The 20,807-nt window shown below is 67.9% G+C and carries 16 protein-coding genes; 12 read left to right on the top strand and 4 right to left on the bottom strand.

Annotated features, from left to right (window positions below; genetic code table 11):
• Nucleotides 1–14 precede the first annotated feature (14 nt).
• Nucleotides 15–2,693 carry a protein kinase domain-containing protein gene (locus V7787_RS18850; protein WP_336089047.1) on the top strand — a complete coding sequence of 893 codons (2,679 nt, stop codon included), beginning with the start codon at nt 15–17 and terminating at the stop codon, nt 2,691–2,693.
• Here V7787_RS18850 and V7787_RS18855 read toward each other — a convergent pair.
• A complete protein-coding gene (locus tag V7787_RS18855) occupies nt 2,690–3,469 on the bottom strand; it encodes a hypothetical protein (RefSeq protein WP_336089048.1) in 780 nt (259 codons plus the stop codon). The genes V7787_RS18850 and V7787_RS18855 overlap by 4 nt on opposite strands.
• A gap of 307 nt (nt 3,470–3,776) precedes the next feature.
• Between V7787_RS18855 and V7787_RS18860 the strand changes: the two genes are divergently transcribed.
• The 3 genes from V7787_RS18860 (at nt 3,777) to V7787_RS18870 (ending at nt 5,961) form a co-directional block, all read left to right on the top strand.
• Entirely contained in the window at nt 3,777–4,220 is a 444-nt protein-coding gene (locus V7787_RS18860; protein WP_336089049.1) for a DUF6196 family protein, read from the top strand.
• A gap of 287 nt (nt 4,221–4,507) precedes the next feature.
• Entirely contained in the window at nt 4,508–4,795 is a 288-nt protein-coding gene (locus V7787_RS18865; RefSeq protein ID WP_336089050.1) for a hypothetical protein, read from the top strand.
• A 71-nt stretch (nt 4,796–4,866) separates the two neighbouring features.
• On the top strand, nt 4,867–5,961 hold the full coding sequence (locus V7787_RS18870; protein ID WP_336089051.1) for a DUF6973 domain-containing protein: 1,095 nt from the start codon (nt 4,867–4,869) through the stop codon (nt 5,959–5,961).
• A 177-nt stretch (nt 5,962–6,138) separates the two neighbouring features.
• On the opposite strand, the gene V7787_RS18875 is transcribed toward V7787_RS18870, so the two are convergent.
• Nucleotides 6,139–7,104, bottom strand: coding sequence for an alpha/beta fold hydrolase (locus V7787_RS18875; protein ID WP_336089052.1), 966 nt, complete (start codon nt 7,102–7,104; stop codon nt 6,139–6,141).
• A 111-nt stretch (nt 7,105–7,215) separates the two neighbouring features.
• Here V7787_RS18875 and V7787_RS18880 point away from each other — a divergent pair, with 111 nt between their 5' ends.
• Together V7787_RS18880 and V7787_RS18885 are read left to right on the top strand one after the other, a co-directional pair.
• Complete coding sequence (locus V7787_RS18880) at nt 7,216–8,073, top strand: AraC family transcriptional regulator (protein ID WP_336089053.1); 858 nt, start codon at nt 7,216–7,218, stop codon at nt 8,071–8,073.
• Between the two features lie 234 nt (nt 8,074–8,307).
• Entirely contained in the window at nt 8,308–9,228 is a 921-nt protein-coding gene (locus V7787_RS18885) for an alpha/beta fold hydrolase (protein ID WP_336089054.1), read from the top strand.
• A 9-nt stretch (nt 9,229–9,237) separates the two neighbouring features.
• On the opposite strand, the gene V7787_RS18890 is transcribed toward V7787_RS18885, so the two are convergent.
• Nucleotides 9,238–9,885 (bottom strand): LysE family translocator, encoded by a 648-nt coding sequence (locus tag V7787_RS18890; protein ID WP_336089055.1) that lies wholly within the window; start codon nt 9,883–9,885, stop codon nt 9,238–9,240.
• Between the two features lie 193 nt (nt 9,886–10,078).
• Here V7787_RS18890 and V7787_RS18895 point away from each other — a divergent pair, with 193 nt between their 5' ends.
• The 6 genes from V7787_RS18895 to V7787_RS18920 all read left to right on the top strand — a co-directional run bounded on the left by V7787_RS18895 (nt 10,079) and on the right by V7787_RS18920 (nt 18,250).
• Complete coding sequence (locus V7787_RS18895; RefSeq protein WP_336089056.1) at nt 10,079–10,582, top strand: RNA polymerase sigma factor; 504 nt, start codon at nt 10,079–10,081, stop codon at nt 10,580–10,582.
• Between the two features lie 81 nt (nt 10,583–10,663).
• Nucleotides 10,664–11,671, top strand: coding sequence for a FecR family protein (locus V7787_RS18900; RefSeq protein WP_336089057.1), 1,008 nt, complete (start codon nt 10,664–10,666; stop codon nt 11,669–11,671).
• Between the two features lie 157 nt (nt 11,672–11,828).
• Complete coding sequence (locus tag V7787_RS18905) at nt 11,829–14,882, top strand: TonB-dependent receptor (protein WP_336089058.1); 3,054 nt, start codon at nt 11,829–11,831, stop codon at nt 14,880–14,882.
• A 132-nt stretch (nt 14,883–15,014) separates the two neighbouring features.
• Nucleotides 15,015–15,755: a Slam-dependent surface lipoprotein gene (locus V7787_RS18910; protein WP_336089059.1), complete on the top strand. Its 741-nt coding sequence runs from the start codon at nt 15,015–15,017 to the stop codon at nt 15,753–15,755.
• An 85-nt stretch (nt 15,756–15,840) separates the two neighbouring features.
• Complete coding sequence (locus V7787_RS18915; protein WP_336089060.1) at nt 15,841–17,340, top strand: surface lipoprotein assembly modifier; 1,500 nt, start codon at nt 15,841–15,843, stop codon at nt 17,338–17,340.
• A gap of 52 nt (nt 17,341–17,392) precedes the next feature.
• The gene (locus V7787_RS18920) at nt 17,393–18,250 is read left to right on the top strand and encodes an energy transducer TonB family protein (protein ID WP_336089061.1); all 858 of its coding nucleotides are present in this window, start codon (nt 17,393–17,395) and stop codon (nt 18,248–18,250) included.
• Between the two features lie 48 nt (nt 18,251–18,298).
• On the opposite strand, the gene V7787_RS18925 is transcribed toward V7787_RS18920, so the two are convergent.
• Nucleotides 18,299–20,515: a TonB-dependent siderophore receptor gene (locus V7787_RS18925; protein WP_336089062.1), complete on the bottom strand. Its 2,217-nt coding sequence runs from the start codon at nt 20,513–20,515 to the stop codon at nt 18,299–18,301.
• Between the last annotated feature and the right edge of the window lie 292 nt (nt 20,516–20,807).

The following is a 20,807-nucleotide window of genomic DNA, read 5'->3' on the forward strand; positions in this document are numbered from 1 at the left end:
CGGAGACAACCCTCGTGCAAACCTCCACGTCTGTGTGGTCGCAGGCCGCCGAGCTGTTCGCGCGCACCGTGGATCTGCCCGCGGACGAACGCGAACGCGTCCTCGCCGAACACAGCGCGAACTCGGCCGACCCGCCCGGCTTGCTGGCGGCGGTGCGCCGCTTGCTCGCCGCGCATCAGTCGCTGGACGCGGCGGCCGAATCGACCCAGGCCGATCGGTGGAACGATGCGGCCGGTGCGGCGGTCGCCGACTGGATCGAGCACGACGGCGAGCGCCTGGCCCCGGGCCAGCGCGCCGGCGCGTTCACCATCGAACGCGAACTCGGCGCGGGCGGGATGGGCCGGGTGTATCTGGCGTATCGCGAGATCGACGACGGCCGGCAACAGGTCGCGCTCAAAGTCGCCGCGTTCCATCGCCTTGCACCGCAAGTGCGCCAGCGCCTGCGCCGCGAACGGCAACTGCTGGCGAGCTTGGAACATCCCAACATCGCCCGCCTGGTCGACGCCGGCGAACTGGCCAGCGACCGCCCGTATTTCGCCATGGAGTACGTCGACGGCGAGCCGATCCTGGCCTACTGCGACCGCCTGCGGCTGTCGTTGCGCGCGCGCATCGCGCTGATGCTGCCGGTGTTGTCGGCGGTGGAGTACGCGCACCAGCGTCTGGTGCTGCACCGCGACCTCAAGGCCGGCAATGTCCTGGTCGATCGCGACGGCCGGCCCAAGCTGCTGGATTTCGGCATCGCCAAGACCTTGGTCGCCAGTCAGCCCGATGCCGACGCGGCCACCGCCGATGCGCACGCGTTCTTCTCGCCCGCCAGCGCCGCGCCCGAGCAAGTGCTGGGCGCGCCCACCGGCGTGGCCACCGACGTCTACGCGCTCGGCGCGTTGATGTACGAACTGTTCGTCGGCGAGTTGCCGTTGGCCACCACCGACGCCAGCCCGGCGATGCTGGCCCACGCCATCGCCACCACCGTGCCGGCCCTGCCCAGCCGCGCGCTCGCGCGTCTGGCCAAGCAAACGCCCGAGCGCGCGCAGGCCGTCGCCCAACAGCGCTCGGCCGGCAGCGCGCAGGCCTTGGCCCGGCAACTGCAAGGCGACGTGGATGCGATCCTCGCCCGCTGCCTGCGCAAAGAGCCGCAGCAACGCTATCCCAGCGTCGAACGCCTGGCCGCGGATTTGCGCGCGGTGCTCGAATCGCGGCCGATCGCCGCGCGCCGCGACGAATCGCTGTATCGGCTGGGCAAGTTCGCGCGCCGGCATGCGGCGGCGCTGAGTCTGGCCGCGCTGGCCGCCGCGCTCAGCATCGGTTTCGTCGGCCATATCGTGCTGCAGTCGCGCGAACTGGAGCTGGCGCGCGATCGCGCCCAGGCGCGGCGGATGCAAGCCGAACGGGTGACCGCGTTCATGGTCGACCTGTTCCGCGCCTCCGACCCGGAACAGGCGCGCGGCCGCGACCCCAGCGCGCGCGAATTGCTGGCGCGCGGATCGCAACGATTGCAGCGCGTCGACGACGCGCAGATCCGCGCCGCGCTCGCCTCGGCCATCGCCGACATCGATCTGGCGCTGGACGATCTGGCCGGCGCCGAACGCCATTCCGCCGACGCCCTGCGCCTGTTGCAGGGCCTGCCCGAACCGGACCCGTCGGCGCTGCGCACGGCCTACGCCTTGCGCGCGCGGGTGGCGTTGGCGCGGGCCGAGTACGCACCGGCGCAGAATTATCTGGATCGCGCGTTCGTCGGCCTGCCCGCCGATGCGGTGGACGAACGGCTGCTGCTGCAGCGCCAGCGCGCCGAGCTGTACCAAGCGCAAGGACGCCTGGACGAATCCTTGCGCTTGTGGGAATCGCTGGACCCGCAGTTCCAACGCCGCTACGGCTTGGCCGACCCGCGCACCGCGCAAGCGCGCCGCGCCTGGGCCAGCGCCTTGCGCGCATCGGACCAGCACTCGCGCGCGGCGCTGCTGCTGGCGCAACTGCCCAAACCCGCCGCGGACGGCCAGGGCGACAATCCGGCCACCGCCAAGTCGATCTATACCCAGGCCTTGCAACAGCGCGATGCCGGCCAGTACGCGCAGGCAGAACAACTGGCCCTGGAAGCCTTGCGCATCGACCTGAAACTCTACGGCGAACGCCACAGCGAAACCTCCAAGGCGTTCAACGCATTGGGCACCATCGCCCAGGCGCGCAACGACTATCCCGCGGCGGTGGCGTACTTCGAGCGATCGCTGACGATCAAACGCGCGGTCAATGGCGAAAAGCATCCCTCCGTCGCCGGCGGCGAGTACAACCTCGGGCTGATGCAGCACCTGTACCTGGGCAAGCCGGCGTTGGCCGAACCGCATCTGCGCAAGGCGGTCGAAATCGGCGCGCAGGTGCTGCCGGCGGAACACCCGAATCTGGCGCTGTATCGGCTGGGCTGGGCGATGGCGTTGCGCGATCTGGACCGCGTCGCCGATGCGCGCGCCGCGCTGGCGGCGGCGCGCGAGCGTCTGGAAGGCGTGTCCGGGCAGGAGTTGAACCTGGCCTTGGCCCAGTCGGAAACCTTGTGCATGAGCGCGGGCCCCATCGACCGCGCCGGACAACGCGAGTTGGACCGCGACCTGGAAACGGTCCGCGCCGAACTGGCCGCGGACCATCCCAAACGTCAGCGCGTGGAGCGCTGCAATACGCGCCTGGATGCGCTGGCCAAGCGTTAGGAGCTCGGGTGCCAGGGCAGACCGATGCTGTCGCCGCCACCGCCGTCGCCCTTGGGCTCGATGAACTCGGTCGGCCACGACAGGCGGAAACCGTCCTGCGGCTTGAGATTGACTCCGCGCAACAAACCGCTGCGCAATCGCATCGGCGTCCATCGCTCGCTCGGCAGTTTGAAGCCGACCGGCCGCTTGGAATGAGTCGAGGAGTCGCTGGGGTAAACCAGGATCTGGTCGCCTTCGCGCACTAGCGTCAGCCGGTACGAAGCCTTGCCGATCGCACCGAGCGCGATCCTTTCGTGGCCCAACAGAATCGGCTCGCCACCGCCGCCGCCGAATTGCGACCAGTTGGTGTGCGGCGGTTGCCACCAATCGAGCAACAGCGTCAGCTGATCGCCCTCGCGCGTCAACGAGAACGACAACAAGCGCTCCGACGCGCTCTTGTCGGGCGGCGCGAACAGCCATTCGGAGATTCCCATCTCCACGCCCGCGCCTGCGTTGAGCTTCAGCGCGGAAACGATCAGGTCGAAGCTCAGGCCGTAAGGGTTCTGCTCGGGATGGACGTTCTGCAGGCGCTGGTACAGCGCTTCGTCGAAGCTCAGATCGCGCGGCGCGAAGCCGACGCTGGCTCGGATCACGTTGATCTCGCAGGCGGAGCCTTCGAAGCCGCCTCCCGATTGTTCGCTTCCCGGCGGCCTGGGTTCGTCGCAGAAGTCGCCGGCCAGCGCCTGTCCGGCGCACAGCAGCATGGGCACGACCAGGTATTTCAGCTTGCTTTTCACAAAAACCTCCCTGTGGACATCCAATACGACCATTCGCGTTGTATCCGGCGGCAAGCGGCCGCGACCGGCGCGCAAAGCCTACCTGCGCCCGCGCCCGCCGGCACCGGGCGAGGACGCGCCGTTGCGTCCTCGCCGCAGGGCCGCCCCGGCCGGTTTCGGCCAAGGGCCCGCCCTTCGGCACGCTTGCTGATTCGATTACTCGCAATCGGCGGCCGCAACGGCTCATCGTTGGCGGGCCGAGCGACCCAGGCCCGACGGAATCGGCGATCCTGCGCATCGATCCCGACCGCGCCCCCAGCCCGCCCCCATGCACATCAGCCAGGAAACCCCGCAACAAACCGACGCCCGCCTGCGCGGGGTCATCGCCGCCGCCGATCTGGTCTGGCACCCGGGCGCCTATGCGTTCTACGAATTTCCCAAGCGCGCCCTGCCGGCCGATGCGCTGGACGGATCGCTCGCCGCGGTCTGCGATGAGGAGGTCTGGAGCGTGCTCCGGCCCGCCGTCGCGCCGGCGGCGGAGACCTTCGCCCTGTTTTCGTTTCACTTCCGCGACGGCGAAGACAACAGCGGCTTCGTCGGCTGGCTGGCGAGCGAACTCAAGCGCCGGCTCGGCACCGGCGTGCTGGTGGTCTGCGGGCAGAACAGCCGGCGCGGCGGGATCTTCGATTACTGGGGCGTGCCGGAGTCGATGCGCGCGCAGGTCATGGCCGAGGTCGAACAACTGCGTGGCGAGTCCCCGTCCCGCGGCTGACTCCGATACCGCCGGTCGCGACGCGGGCGCAAATCGGGTCCGGCGTCGCAAGTCCTGCTGAGCCGACGCATTTCAGGCCCTCGCCGCTGAAACATGAATACGCCGGACGCATGCTAAGTTCGCTTTCAACCGAACTTGGTCCGGCGACAGACGGCCGCAACATGCCCAGCATTGCGTTGCTTTTACCCATCCGCCCCGTTCGCCGCGACTCCGCCTGGCGATGGTCGCGGCCGGTCCGCGCTTTGAGTCTGGCCCTGATCCTTTCCCTTCCCTTATCGGCGTGCACCATGCAGACCACGACTTCGTTCGATTCGGCCGCCTGGAAATCCCAACGCGGCGCCGACGCCCAGGACAACCGCCGCGGCGGCATGGTCGCCGCGTTGGAGCAAACCGTCCGCACCGGCATGCCGCGCGATGAAGTGATCGCCTTGCTGGGCGAACCGGACTCCACCGACGCCGCGTCCTCGACCGATGTTTACGAGCTCGGCGTGGCCCGCTTCGGCGTGGACGAAGAGTTCTATCGGATCCAGTACCAGGACGGCAAAGTCGCCTCGCACCGCTGGGGCCGCCGCTGACCCGCGCGTCCCGCCGCCCCCGCTAACTTCCTTCGAACGCCGACCCGCACGACCGAATCAGGGAGATCGTCATGTCCGACCGGCCCGATCTGGCTACCTTGCGCACCACCTATCAGGTCGCCGACGACAAGATGATCGACTATCGGCCGCGCGCGTTCGGCGCGATCGATATTCCCTTCACCGACTCGGTCAAGATCACCCAGACCGAGGGCGCCTTGCTCGACAAGCTGACCCAGGATCGCGGTCTGGTCGGCCTGCGCGATTTCGACGGCATCCGCAAACGCGCTTTCAGCGAAGGCGTCGAGCGTTTTCCCGACAACCCGGTGCCCGGCAACATTCCCGCCGACCGCCAACGCGAATGGCAAGGCAACGACGGCCACCGCGACGCGTTCCGGCATGCGTACTGGAACGCGCTGATGGCGCAGAAGTACGGGTCGCAATGGGCCGGCGCGTTCGCCACCGCGCACGAAGGCGTGCCCGGCAATACCGCCAATCGCGAAGCGATGGACCTGTACAACAACCAGATCGGCCGCAGCATCGGCGCGGCCAATCCCAACGCGTCGGCCGAGCAACTCGCCGACTTGGTCGAGCAGAGCTTGAACCAGGGCAAGCTGGTGGTGATCGACCGCAACGGCCAGCTCGAATGGAGCGACCGGGTGAGCAAAGGCGCGCACGGTCTGGCGCCGGACGAGGTGCTGGCGCCGAACCTGCGCACGCCCGGCGTGGTCTCCACCGACAACTCGATCAGCGCCAACACCGCACCGGCGGCGGGCGATGTCCGCCTGGCCGAAGCCGCGCCGGCGGTCGATCGCATGCGCCAGGATCCGATCTACGGCCAGGTGGTCGCGGCGATGGACGCCAAGGGACTGCGCGATGAGACCCTGGCCGCGAATATCTATGCGGCCACGGTGCGCGAGGGTCTGCCCAAGGTCGCCAGCATCGAAATCGGCCGGCCGGTGCAGGACGCGCAGGGCAATCCCGACCGCAACTTCTTCGTGCTCGACGGCAGCACCGGGCCGCTGGGTCCGAACCATGCGCGGGTCAGCGAGAACCAGGCGCGCGGGGTGAGCGTGCAAGTGGCGGCCAACAACGCCGAACAGGCGCGTGCCGAAACCGTCGCCGAGGTCGAGGCGCCGCAGCGCAAACCGGTAACGCACAACGTTTGAGGGTGCGGGCGCTCGGCCCTCACCCCAACCCTCTACCGCTGCGCGGGAGAGGCAGACAAGCAGCTGAGCCCCTCTCCAGCCTTCTCCCTCGCAGCGAGAGAGGCTAACAAGCGCACTAAAGCCCCTCTCCCGCTTCGCGGGAGAGGGGTTGGGGTGAGGGCAGCCAGCAGTTCGCGATTACTTGCTCACGAACTCCAGCAAATCCCGATTCAACCGATCCTTATGCGTATCCGGCAACCCATGCGGCGCCCCCGGATACACGATCAACTTCGAATGCTTGATCAACTTGGCCGAAGCCCGCGCCGCCGCGTCGATCGGCACGATCTGATCGTCGTCGCCATGGATCACCAGCACCGGCACTTCGATGCGCTTGAGGTCGACGGTGAAATCGGTGGCCGAGAACGCGGCGATCGAGTCGTAAGCGTTCTTGTGCCCGGCCTGCATCCCCTGCGAACGGAACGATTCGATCAAACCCGGCGAAGGTTTCGCACCCGGACGGTTGTAGCCATAGAACGGCCCCGAAGCGATATCCAGATACAACTGCGAACGGTTGTCCAACGAAGCCTTGCGCAAACCGTCGAACACTTCGATCGGCAAGCCGCCGGGATTGGCCGCGGTCTTGAGCATCAACGGCGGCACCGCGCTCACCAGCACCGCCTTGCGCACGCGCTCGCTGCCGTAGCGGCCGAGGTAGCGCGCGACTTCGCCGCCGCCGGTGGAGAAACCGACCAACACCGCATCGCGCACGTTCAAGCTGTCCAGCACCGCCTTGAGGTCGGCGGCGTAGTGGTCCATGTCGTTGCCGTCCCAAGGCTGGCTGGAACGGCCGTGGCCGCGGCGGTCGTGGGCGATCACCCGGTAACCGTGGTCGGCCAGAAACAGCATCTGCGATTCCCAGCTGTCCGAGCTCAGCGGCCAGCCGTGGCTGAAAGCCACCACCGGGCCGTCCTTGGGGCCCCAGTCCTTGTAGTAGAGCTGCACGCCGTCGGCGGTGACGACGATGTTGGAGGACTGGCGCAGCGGCGCGGCCTGTTCGGTGGCGGCGGGCGCGGCGGCCGGGGTGGCGGCTTGCGTGGCGGTGGCCAGGCCCAGGCTCAGCAGGGACAGGGCGAAGGAGCGGTGCAGGACGGTCGGGAAGTTCATGGCGGTCTCCGGTTGGGTGGCGGGCAGCGGGCCCGTGAGACGTACTTTGCCCACCCATCCGGGACTCTACGTAACGTATAGTCCTTAAAACTTTACCTATCGTATTTCCCCATGACCGACCGCCTCGAAGCCCTGCTGGAACGCTTCTCCGCCACCGCCCGGCTGTTCCATGCCGGCGCCTTGTGCGGCATCAACGACCTGGCGCCCGAACTCGGCGCCGGACAGTTGCATCTGGTCCGCGGCGGCGCGGTCGAGGTGATCAACGGCGGCGAGGCCGCGGTGCACATCGATACGCCGAGCCTGCTGCTGTATCCGCGGCCGCTGGCGCATCGCTTCATCACCGACGCCGAGCGCGGCGCGGATCTGGCCTGCGCGAACCTGCACTTCGAAGGCGGCGCGGCCAATCCCATCGCCAACGCCTTGCCGGCGTTCGTCTGCGTCGGCCTGGACCAGATCGACGGCGCGCAGCCGATCCTGGCGTTGTTGTTCGAGGAAGCCTTCGACCGCCGCTGCGGGCGGCATGCCTTGATCAACCGCTTGTTCGAAGTGGTGTTGATCCAAGTGCTGCGGCATCTGATGGAAAGCGGCCGCACCCGCGTCGGCATGCTGGCCGGTTTGTCGCATCCGCAACTGCGCCATGCCCTGGTCGCGATCCACGAATCGGCCGAACGCGACTGGACCCTGGATGCGCTGGCCGCGCGCGCCGGCATGTCGCGCAGCGTATTCGCCAACGCCTTCCGCGACAGCGTCGGCTGCACGCCGGGCATCTACCTGCAGCAATGGCGCGTGGGACTGGCGCAACAATCGCTGCTCGACGGCCGGCCGTTGAAGACCATCGCGATGGACGTGGGTTACGGCAGCGAAGCGGCTTTGTCGCGCGCGTTCAAAGCCTCGACCGGACTATCGCCGCGCGCCTGGAAGACTCAGGCCTTGCGCGAACACCTGCCCGCGGCCGCAACGGCAGATTGAACGACCGCAATCGCCCCACCCGCAACCGAGCGCCACCAACAAAATCCCCCGACGCCCCCACACCCGTCATTCCGGCGAAAGCCGGAACCATTTTGCTCTTGCTCTGCTCGGCCCGATCGCACGCCGAAGCCCCTGCTACTACAGTTATGGGGCCGCCGCGGATGTCTTCAAGACTTTCATAATTCCCGTAAATTCATATAGTTGCGTCGTCTCCACGCCCCCAGCCGGACGACCATGACCGACACCGCGACGCAGCCCCCGGACGCACTGCCCACCTTCAAAGACACCCAAGCCCGCGACCGCTATCTGGCCGCCTACGACGCCGCATTGAGCCAATGGCCGGTCGCGTACGAAACCTTCGACGTCCCCAGCGAGTTCGGCTCGACCCACGTCATCGCCAGCGGCCCGACCGACGCACCGGCGTTGTTGTTGCTGCCCAGTTTCTCCGGCACCGCCACGGTGTGGCGGCTCAACGTCGCCGCATTGAGCCGCCACTACCGCACCTATGCGATCGACGTGATCGCGCAACCGGGCAAGGGCTGGGCGTACCGACGCCTGCGCGACCGCCACGAATACGCGCGCTGGCTGGCGCAAGTGCTCGACGGTCTGGGCGTGCGGCACGCATCGCTGATCGGTTGCTCGTTCGGCGGCTTCCTCGCCTTGAATCAGGCCTCGCTGACGCCGGATCGAGTCGAACGGGCAGTAATGATCAGTCCGGTCGGCACCTTCGCATCGCAGTATTGGAATCTGACCTACTCGGCGCGGATCAAACGCCCGCTGCTCAAACTGTGGCGCCGCCTGCGCCGCAACCCGCGCGCGCCGAGCATGGCCGACCTGGGCATGCGCCCGCGCGACGATCGCTGGGCCGCGTTGATGGCGGCGACGATGTCGGCGTTCTCCGCGGTCGGCGTCATCAACCCGGCGGTGTTGAGCCGGCGCGAGTTGCGCGCGATCCGCACGCCGGCGCTGCTGCTGATCGGCGACGGCGAGCGGCTTTACGACGCCGCCGCGATGCTGCGCCTGGCGCAGCGAAAGATGCCGGGCTTGCAAGGCGACGTCGTCGCCGCGGCCGATCACATCGCGGCGATGGCGCAACCCGAGCGCGTAAACGAATCGATCCTAAATTTCTTGCGAGCCAACGGCGCGAAACCGTAAGCGGCGCAATCAGCGCTGGGCAGTGGCCAACTTGGCGGCCAGACCGACGAACACGCAACCGGCCACGGTGTTCATGCGCGCGATCGCCCGCGGCGAACGCCGCAACCACACACTGAGCTTGCCCGAAGCCATCGCGATGCCGCTGAACACCACCAGCGTGGTGGCGATGAACAACGCGCCCAACTGCGCCACCTGCAGCGGCACCGGGCCGGCATCGGTCTTGACGAACTGCGGCAGGAACGCCAGGAAGAAAATCGCCACCTTGGGATTGGTGATGTTCATGACGATGCCGCGCGCGAACAAGGCCCAGGCCGACGCTTCCGGCGCCGCCTCGACCGCACTGTCCTGCGCGCCCGCATCGCCCGTACCGCGCCCGGCCTTGAACGCACCGTAGGCCAGATACAACAAGTACGCCGCGCCCACCAGCTTGAGCGCGGTGAACGCGGTCGCCGAGGCCTGAAACACCGCGGCCACGCCGAACGCGACCGCGGTGGTGTGCGCCAGCAAGCCGGTGCACAAACCCAAGGTCACCGCCACGCCCTTGCGGCTGCCGTTGAGCGCCGACTGCATCAGCACGAACAGATTGTCCGGGCCGGGAATCGCGGCGAGGACGGCGGAGGTCACGATGAATTGCACGGCGACGTCTGAGGCGATCACACGAACTCCGTTGCGCAGGAACTGTGGGGAACCTCGTTTCTACCGGACCGCCGATAACGCGGCAAGGCCGCGGATCGCCGCTGCCCGACGGCATTTCGTCACAAAGACAAATGACAATCAATCGCATTTAGTGCTAAGGTCTTCGTCCACCGGCCCGGTGCCGACGCAACGCCGCCCGCCTGCTCCCACGACGATGTCCTCCAACGCCGCTCTTCTCACCTCGCTGCTGGTCACCGAGCGCGAGCGGTTGTTGCGCTATCTGCGCCGCTATCTCGATCGCGCCGAAGCCGAAGACGCATTGCAGTCGATGTACTTCAAAGTGATCGCGGTGGCCGGCGAGCCGCCGATTCTCGATCCGCGCCATTACCTCTATCGCCTCGCCCATCACCATGCGGTCGATCAAGGCCGCGCCGAAGCGCGCCGGCGCAAACTGCGCGAAGCCGCGGCGGCATGGTTGGCCGAAGACGATGCCCTGCCCGACACCGCCCGGGTGGTGCTGGCGCAGAGCGAACTGGCGAGCATCGCCAAGGCCGCGCGCGATCTGCCCGAGCGTTCGCGGCAGATCTTCGCGCTCAACCGCTTCGAAGGCCTGACCCAGCGCGAGATCGCGGCGCAACTGCAGGTCTCCACCACCACGGTCGAAAAACACATCCAGCGCGTGCTGCGCCTGCTCGATCAGGCCCGCGAAGGCCGCTGACCCGCGCATCGGCGGCGCCGGGGTTGGGTAAGCGCCCGCCGCGTTCGTCACTATTCAAGTCCAGGCAGCCTCAGCCACCGCATGACCCCTACCTCGCCTCCCGATTCACCGGACTGTCCCCGCGCCGACGACGCCGACCTGGGCGAACAAGCGCGTCGCTGGATCGCCCGGCTCGCCTCGGGCGAGATGGATGAGGCCGAATTGGCCGCGTTCGAAACCTGGATGGAGTCGGCGCCGCAACGGGCGGCGTTCGCCCGGCAGCGCGCGCTGTGGCAAGGGCTTGCGACGCTGCGCGATGCCTTCGAAACGGCGCCCGCGCCCGAAGTCGCGACGCCAGCGCCGCTCGCGCCGCGCCGACGCGGGCGACGAACCCGCGCGGTCGGCTGGAGCCTGGCCACCGCCGCCTGCCTAACCGCAGCCATCGCGGCCGCACCGGCGATCTGGCTGCACTGGCGCGCGGACTACCGCAGCGGCGCGGCGCCGCAACGCTATCTGCTCAGCGACGGCTCCGAAGCGGTGCTCGATGCCGGATCGGCGATCACCGTCGATTACCGCGACGGCCAACGGCGGATCGAACTGCTGCGCGGCGCCGCGTGGTTCCGGGTGGCGCACGGCGATGCGCGCCCGTTCCGGGTGGAAGCGCTCAACGGCGTCAGCCGCGATATCGGCACCGCGTTCGAGGTGAGCCTGCAAGACGCGCAGGTGCGCACCGCGGTCAGCGAAGGCCTGGTCGAAGTCGCCTCGGCCGGCGGCGACGCGGTCGGCGTGCGCGCCGGGCAAGCGGTGGTCTACGCGGCGGGCGGCGCGGTGTCGCGGCCTTATCCGATCGATTCGGCCGACATCGCCGGTTGGCGCCACGGCGAGTTGCTGCTGGACGGCGTCCCGGCCGAGCGCGCCTTGCAACGGATCGCGCGTTACCGCGCCGCGCCGGTGTGGACCGTGGGTTCGTTCGCCGGCGCGCCGCGCATTTCCGCGACGCTGCGCACCGACCGGCCGGATGAGGCCATCGACGCGGTCGCCCGCAGCGCGCGCCTGCGGGTGCAACGCCTGCCCAGCGGCGTCTTGCTGGTGCGTCCGCCGGCGGAATAGTTTCGCCGAACCGATCGCAGTGCGGGGGTTGGGTAGGCGTCCACCAGGGACGTCTTGTAGTTCGTAGCCGCGAGACGCGCATCGCATCTCAAGCCAAACGCCGCGCGGGTCCGAAGGTTCGGGCCCGCGCCATACGACGACTTGAGGAGTTCGCTGCATGTCTTCCGTTCCGGCCCGCCGCCGGCGGGCGTTCGCGCCCGTCGGATTGGCCAGATGCATCCACTGGATCCTGTTCGGCCTGGCCGCTCCCTGCGCAATGGCGCAGACCGCCCCGGCGCCCTCGACCCAGTCCGCGCCGACCCTGCGTCGCTACGACATCCAGGCGCAGCCGTTGCCGGCCGCCTTGCGTCAATACAGCCGGATCAGCGGCGTGCAGGTGGTGTTCGACAGCGCCGACGGCGAAGGCGCGCGCTCGGCGCCGCTGCACGGCGAGTACGACGATGCGCAAGCGCTGAACCGCCTGCTCGACGGCACCGGCCTGAGCGCACGCCGCAGCGGCGCCGACACCGTCACCGTGCAACGCGATGCCGCAAACGCCGCAGCGGCCGGCACCATCGTCACCGACACACTTTCGGTCGGCGCCGGCGCCTACAACCAGGCCCAACGCGACGAACGCGGCTACGACGAGGTCTACGACGCCGATTTATCGACCGTCTACGCCGGCAAGGAACAGATCGAACGCTACAAAGGCGCCACGCCCGCCGACGTGTTCAAGGGCATGCTCAACGTCTACAGCGGCGACGCGCGCAACAGCGGCGCGCTCGATCCCAACATCCGCGGCATCCAGGGCCCAGGCCGGGTGCCGCTGACCATCGACGGCACCGAGCAGGCGCTGACCGTGTGGCGCGGCTACAACGGCGCCAACAACCGCAACTACATCGATCCGAACCTGATCGGCGGCATCCAGGTCATCAAGGGTCCCAACCTCACCCGCAACGTCAGCAGCTCCATCGGCGGCGCGGTGGTGGTGACCACCCTCGGCGTCGACGACGTGCTCAAGCCGGGCGAGCGTTTCGGCGGCGAGTTCAAGCTGGAAACCAGCGACAACGCGATCGACCCGAATCTGCCGACGCTGTCGACCGGCCGCGATTACCGCACCGTGCCCGGCTTTCCCACCAACCCGTTCGCCACCTACTACGATCCCACTCTGTACAAGCCGGTGCGCAGCAGCGGCGGCAAGGATCTGATTCTCGGCGACGATCAGGCCTGGCGATTGGCGCTGGGCCTGCGCGAGGACAACTTCGAACTGCTCGCCGCCTACGCCTACCGCAAGAAGGGCAACCATTTCTCCGGCAAGAACGGCGCCGATTTCTACACCCAGCCCTACGATCCGGCCAAGAGCCTGAACTACATCACCAGCCTGGCGCGCTTCTACCGGCCCGGCGATGAAGTGCCCAACACCTCCAGCGAAATGGAATCGTGGTTGGTCAAAGCGACGTTCCGGCCGAGCGCGAATCAAACCTTCAAACTCGGCCTGCGCGACACCCGCTCGGCTTACGGCGAAATCCTGCCCACCCGCATCTCCTGGCGCGACACCGTCGGCCAGGGCGCGCCGCAATGGCCGCTGAGCCGGGTCGACGCCAAGGCCTACAACCTGGAATACCAATGGCAGCCCGGCGGGCGCTGGTTCGATGTCTACGCCAACCTGTGGACCACCCGCACCGACAGCGATACCTACAGCGCCGGCGGCTTTCCCAACATGGCCAGTTGGGAAGACCCGATCCTGCGCAACACCGCGCTGGCCAACGCTCATCACGACCGCACCGGCCTGACCTTGAGCAACAAGATGGCGCTGCGGCCGAATCTGGATCTGACCATCGGCGCCAACTACCAGCACGAGAAGCTGCGTTCGGACGACGAATACAACGGCGTCGCCGACGGCTGGCGGATGTTTCCGCGCGCCGGCCGCCGCGAGGAGCGCGACTACAGCGTCAAGCTGGATTGGCGCGCGACCGAGCGGCTGAGCTTCAGCGCCGGCATGCGCTACCAATCGTATTGGGCCTTCGACGATTTCCTCGCCGACCGCTTGAGCCAGGGCGACACCCGGCTGGGGCAAGTGCTGGTGCCCGAACGCTACGTCATGACCTACTACACCCGCGATCCGCGACTGAGCCAGTCGGTGCTGGACGCGCGCATCGCCACGATTCACCGCAATGCCGCGCGCTTCGGCTGGGGCCAGGAGACGGTCAACACCCAGATCGAGCAGGCCACTTACACCCTGCGCCAGACCGGCCCGGATTGGTTGGCCGATGAGCGCGGCCGTTTCCGCCGCGCCGACAACATCTTCCTCAACGGCAGTCTGGCCGGCGTCGACTACGGCCGCGGCAACGCCTCGCTGCGGCCGGTGTTCACCCAACTGCCGGCCGCGCACCACAGCGGCAGCGACTGGTCGCCGACCTTTTCCACCACCTTCAACTTCAACGACGACGCGCGCCTGTACTTCCGCCACAGCCAGGCGCGGCGCTATCCGAGCATGTTCGAAAGCACGCTGGGGTTCTCCGCCAGCCTGCCGGTGGCCGAACTCAGGCCCGAGCACGCCTACAACTACGAGCTGGCCTACGTGCACGACTTCAGTCGCGCGCTGGACGCCGAGTACGCCGATCTCAAGCTGACCTACTACCACCACAAGACCGAGAACGTGATCGAACGCAGCGGCCAGCTGCAGTTCTCCAACATCGACAAGCAAACCCTGCGCGGGCTCGAGTTCCAAGGCCGCTACGACAACGGCCGCTTCTTCACCGACCTGAGCGTGGCGCGCAATCTGGAGAACGAGGTCTGCGATCAAAGCGTGGCCACGATCAACGATCCCACCGGAAAGATCGGCATCGCCGACTGCGTCCAGGCCGGTTTCGTCGGCGGCTATCTGATCACCATGGCGGTGCCCGAAACCAGCGCCAACTGGACCGTCGGCGGGCGCTGGTTCGACCGCAAGCTCGAACTCGGCGCGCGCGTGGTCCATCACAGCGGCTACCAGAACGCCGACTACGACCTCTACCAGGAGCAACGCCTGGGCGCGTACTTCAACGTACCGCTGGCCTGGGACCGCATCACCACTTACGACGCCTACGCCAATTACCGCTTCAACGATTCGCTGGCGCTGGAATTGGTCGGCACCAATCTGGGCGACTTGTACTACGTCGATCCGCTGACGCGTTCGGCGATGGCCGCGCCCGGCCGCACCTTCAAGCTCAGCTTCACCGCGCGATTCTGATTCCGCGCCGCCGGCACGCGGCGGCCCCAAAAATCTGTTGCATCAGACGCAATGGATGAGCGACCGGGCGCAGCGCGCTCTAGCCAAAGTTCATTCCATCGGATCTATCCAACCCTTATCAGGAGTCATCGCATGAAACGCATCAACCTCGCTCTCGCCGCCCTGGCCGCCGCGACCCTGGCCGGCGCCGCTCAAGCCGCCGTGGTCGGCGACCAGAGCGACAACACCTACGTCGAAGCCGGCGTGTCGACCGTCAACGCGGGCCCGCACGTGGCCGGCCGTCCGGGCATCGGCGTCTACACCATGGGCACGACCAAGAAGGTCGACTTCCAGGGCCTGCAATTGTTCGCCGCGCCCGACGCCAACGGCGTGTCCAGCCTCGTGCAGCCGATCAGCCCGCCGAGCCACAGCGGCATGGGCGTGTTCCACTTCGCCAAGATCGCCGGGCACAACGTCTATTACGGCGAGTGGTCGAAGGACGTGGCCGGCACCGATTCGCGCACCGTGTACTACGCCGGCGACAACGCCGGCACCACGGTCCCGGGTTCGGGCACCGCCACCTACACCGTCGCCGGCCTGAGCCAGTACAACGGCAGCAACAAGCTCAACGGCACCCTGACCGCCAACTTCGGCGCCGCCCAGCTCAGCGGCAGCCTGTCCAACGGCAGCCTGACCGTGGACATCGGCACCGCCGCGATCAGCGGCACCGGCTTCTCCGGCAACGGCGCCAGCGCTTCGGTGGCCGGCTCCACCGTCGCCACCGGCGGCATCAGCGGCCAGTTCTTCGGCGCCAACGCCGCGGCCCTGGCCGGCATCACCCGTTTCGACGATCGCCTGTACGACACCGCCTTCGGCGGCACCAAGAACCCTTGATCTGAGCCGATCGGATCGCGGCCGTTCGCGGCCGCGATCCGCTCCGTCGCCGCAAGGACGCGGCGCGGAGTTTGGTTCCGCAGCGATGAACGACAAACAAGAATTTCTCCGACGCCGGCGGCGTTCGCTCGCCGCGCCGCTCTGCGCCTGCCTGTTGTCGCTGGCGGCCAACGCCTGGGCGCAGGATCGCGACGATACCCGCCTGCGTCTGGATCACGGTCTGGAACAACGCCAGAACGAGCGCGAACAGCGATTGCTGGAAGAACAGAACCGCGCTGCCGACGCCGGAGCCGAAACGGCTTCCGCGCCATCCGACGCCGCCGACGCTAATTCGCTGGGGCCGGCGCTGTACGCGGCGGTCGAACGCCGGCAATGGCCTGAAGCCAAGCGCCTGTTCGCGCGCTACGCCGCGCTGCCGGGCCGCGACCCGATGCTGGAGCTGTACGCGCGCGGCGCGCTGTCGCGCGCCGACGGCGATCTGGCCCAGGCCGAGCGCCACTACCGCGCCTTGCTCGAACGCCAGGCGGATTTCCTGCCGGGCCGCTTGGAACTGGCGCGGGTGCTGTTCGAGAACCAGATCGACCGCGAGGCCGAACAGCGCTTCCGCGAAATCCAGGACTCGCTCGACCCCGACGATCCCAAGGCCGAAGGCGTACGCCGCACCGTGGCGACCTTCCTGCGCGCGCTCGCCAACCGCCGCGGCTGGCACGGCAGCGTCGCGGTTGGCCCCACCTGGAACGACAACCTCAACCAGAGTTCGGAAAGCCGCAGCTGTTTGTTGACCGCGCCCGACGGCCTGTGCGTGATCGAACGCAGCCTGCCCAAAGCCGCGCAGGCGCCGGGCCTGGATTTCGACGCCAGCCTGAGCAAGCGGGTGGCGCTGCGCGGACACCACGGCGTGTTTCTGCGTTCGCTGCTGTACGGCTACGCCTACCGCGACGACAGCCGTTACAACGAGACCACCTGGAACAACAGCGCCGGCTATTCCTATGCCAGCGCGCGCCACGGCTATTCGCTGGCGCCGAGTTTCGAGTACGGCGCTTACGGAAACCAGGCGCTGTACGGCGCCTGGGGTTTGCGCGCGGACTGGTCCTACACCTTCTCGCCGCGCTGGATGTTCAAGCTGGAAGGCGACTACAAGCGCATGCGCTACCGGCGCAGCGCGCTGCGCAACTTCGACGGCGACGTCGCCTCGCTCTACGCCACCGTCTGGCGCGCGCTGCCGCGGCAATGGCTGTTGTTCGGCGGCGTCGACCTGAGCCAGCGCGACAGCCGCAGCGCCAGCGAGGCCTATCTGCAACGCGGTTTGCGCCTGGGCTTGTCGAAACAATTCGACGCCGGATTCGGGTTGTTGGCGTTCGCTTCGCTGCGCCATCGCGGGCACCGCGCCTGGAGCGATCCGCTGGAGGCGCGGCGCCGCGACGATGAGCAGAATTACACGCTGATCCTGCGCATGCCCAAGTTCGCCTTCGCCGGACTTACCCCCAGCTTGACCTTGAAGCACAACACCATCGCCAGCAACATCGACTGGCTGTATTCCTACGACCGCAACTCGGTCAGTCTGAAGTTGGAGCGTTCGTTTTGAAGCGCCTCGTGGCCGGTCGGTCTGTTGCGGCGTTTAGGGCGGGCTGGCCGCGATGAACGCATTCGCGAGCGCCATCGGCTCGGCCAATGCGGACGAACCGACCTGCGCGCGCCCGCCCTCGCGGCGCGGGCCCGGCCCGGCACGCACGCAACCCGCGCGCGGCAGCGACATGCAATGGCTGGGCGCGCTGGCGACGGTGGCGTTCCATGTCGCGGTGATCTCGTTCGTGCTGTGGCAGCAGCAAACGCTGACGCCGCTAACGCCTCCGCAGGCGACCGCCGAAACGGTGGTGGTGGAACTGACCCTGATCGCCGAAGCGCCGCGCGCGATCCAACGCGATCTGCCGCCGGGCGCGCTCAAGCCCGACCGCGTCGCTTCGGTGGATCGGCCCGCCCAGACCTCCGAGCGGCCGCCGTCCGTCGTCGACCGCAAACCGCAAGCCACCGGCGAAAAACCGTTCGCGCCACAGACCCGCATCGAACTGCCGCCATCGTCCGAACCGGTGCCCGCCACCGACGCGTCCATCGCCTCCGACGCCTCCGCGCCCGCGCAAGCCGCCGCGGTCGAATCCGCGCGATATGCAGCACCGCAAGACATCGCCGGCGAACTGACCCCCGCGCCCAGTCAATGGCAGCAACGCTTGCTCGGCCATCTGCAGCGCTACAAACGCTATCCGCGCCAAGCGCGCCGCCTGCATCAACAGGGCGTGGCCGAAGTCGGATTGACCGTCGACGGCGACGGCCGGGTGCTGGAATCGCGGATCGCCCGCTCCAGCGGCTACCCGTCGCTGGACGAAGAAGCGCTGGCGGTGGTGCTGCGCGCCAGCCCGGTGCCGGCGCCTCCGGCCGAGTTGGGGCCGCCGCCGTTGCAGGTGCGCGTGCCCATCGAGTTCCATATCTCCGGCCGCTGATGCGTCGGCACCGGCGCGGCCGCTCCGCGCCGGTGCCGACGTTCGCGATCAGAACCGGTACGTCATCGCCACCCGCACGCTGCGCGGCTCGCCCCAGGTGTAGGTGCTGTAGTAGCTGAAGATCGTGTAGTAGCGCTTGTCGAGCAGGTTGTCGACGTTGAGCGTGGCCGACAGCTTGTCGTTGAATTGATAGCGCGCCATCAGATCGAGCAGCCAATACGGCTCGGTGCGATGTTCGACCCGGCCGCCCAGGGGATTGGGCACCGGGCCCCAGGTCTGGCTCTGCCAACGCGCGCCGCCGCCGACCGTCCAATCCTCCAAGCCGCCGCGCAGCCGGTAGCTGGTGTGCACGCTGAACTGATCTTCCGGCTCCAGGGTCGAGACCTTGCCGCCGGTTTGGCGCGCGACCTTGTGCGAGTAACCGCCCTGAATCTGCCAGCCCGGCGCCAGCTCGCCCGACAGCTCCAGCTCGTAGCCCTTGGTGCGCACGCCTTGCAAGGCGCGGTAGGCCAGACCGCCCGACGGCGTGCGCCCGCCGGTGGCCTCAGCGTAGTTGTCCTGATCGAGCTGGAACACCGCGGCGCTGGCGTTGAGGCGGCCGTTGAAGAACTCGCCCTTCAGGCCGACTTCGTAATTGCGGCCGTCCAGCGGATCCAGCGTGCGCCCGCGTTCGTCCTGATAGCCTTGCGGCTTGAAGATGCTGGTGTAGCTGGCGAACGCCGAGAAGTTGTCGTTCAAGTCGTACACCACGCCGGCATAGGGCGCGAGGATGCCGCTCTTGTCGATTTCGTTGGCCTTGTAGTTGGATACGCGGGTGCCGACGATGGCCTTCAACGCATCGGCGACGTCGAAACGGCCGACCACGTACAAGCCGTTCTCGCGGGTCACCTCATCGTTGGCGTAAGAACGCTGCCAGTTCGGCTCGGGGATGTCGCCGTTCCAGGTCCGGTAGTCGGGCACGTCCAGCGAGTAGCCGGGCTGTGGCATGTAGCCGGTATTGGTCCAGCGCTTGCGCGACACGCTGCCGCCGATCACCAACTCGTGCTCGCGGCCGAGCCAGCCGAAGCGGCCGCTGACATAGCCGTCGAGCGCGTTGCTGACGGTGCGGCCGATGTACTGGCCGGCCCACAGGCCCACGCCGGTGCCGGTGAGCGGATTCGGATTGCCCGATGCGGCCGCGCCGAGCGCGGCGTCGTAGCCGTTGACCTGGTGATTGAGCTGCAGCTTGGCGACCCAATCGTTGCCGAAGCGATGCTCCAGGGTGCCGAAGCCGGTGCGGCTGTATTGGCGCCAGCGGCTCCAGCGCGCGCCGTTGTTGAACGAACGCGGCATGCGGTTGAAGTTGCCGTTGCTGTCGAGCAGCGGAATGCCGCCCCAGCTGGAGCCCTTGGGATCGCTGTCCAGGTAATCCGCGCCGACCGTCAACAGCGTGTTGTCGCCGACGTCGGCTTCCAGGATGCCGTACAGCACCTCGGTCGTGCGCTGGTAGTAATCGACCTGGCCGTGCTTGTCCACGCGCGCCGCCACAGCGCGGCCGCGCACCCGGCCGCTGTCGGTCAGCGGGCCGCCGACATCGACTTCGGCGCGGTATTCGTCGCGCGAGCCGACCCCGAGCGTGGCGCTGCCGGCGAAGCCCTTGCGCGAGGGCTTCTTGCGGATCAGGTTGATGGTCGCGCCGGGATCGCCGATGCCGGTCAACAGGCCGGTCGCGCCCTTGAGCACTTCCACGCGGTCGTAGATGGCCATGTTGCTGAGGGTATTGCCGGCCGAATACGCCGAGTCGCGCTGCATCGGCACGCCGTCGTACTGGAAATTCTGGATCGGGAAACCGCGCGCGTAGTACTCGGTGCGCTCGCTGTCGTAGGTGACGATGCTCAGTCCCGGGGTGACCCGCATGATGTCGTCGATCCCGACCAGGCCGAAATCGTCCATCTGCTGACGGGTGATCACGCTGATGCTCTGCGGGGTTTGCCGCGGCGTCAGCACCATGCGGGTGGCGGTGGCGATGGTGCCGGGCGTGTAGGAGCCGCTGCCCTCGGTGACGGTGCCGAGTTGGTTGGAGCTGACCTGCACCCGTTCCAGCGAATGCGCATCGTCCGGCTGTTTCGCCGCCGCATCCTCGCCCGGCGCCGATTGCGCCCACGCGCCGCCGCTCAGTCCGGCCAGGCCGATCGCCAACGCGCAGGCCAATGCGTCGCGGGCGCGCAGCGGCGATCGCGGCGCGGAGGTGGAGCGGGTGAATCCAGGGATACGACGAACGGACATGGCAAGCGCTTCCAGGGTGATGCAGCCGGTGCGGCTGAGTCGGGACGGGTGTTGCGGGGAGGGTTTGTTGGCTACGGACGGATGGCTCGGAGCCCATCGGCTCTTGGCGAAGACAGCGGCGTCCATCCGTGGATGCGCGCACGCGACGCCGTCGCGGCGCAGGCCGCTTTGCATCGACGGGCGCTTGCGCGGGCGCGAACTTCCAGCGCCCCGGGCCGCGTGCCATACTAACCGATAACGAGATTCGTTCTCATTTAATTCGTGGGCGCAAACACGTATCGGCGGGGGATCG

Source organism: Pseudomonas sp. CGJS7 (assembly GCF_036961695.1).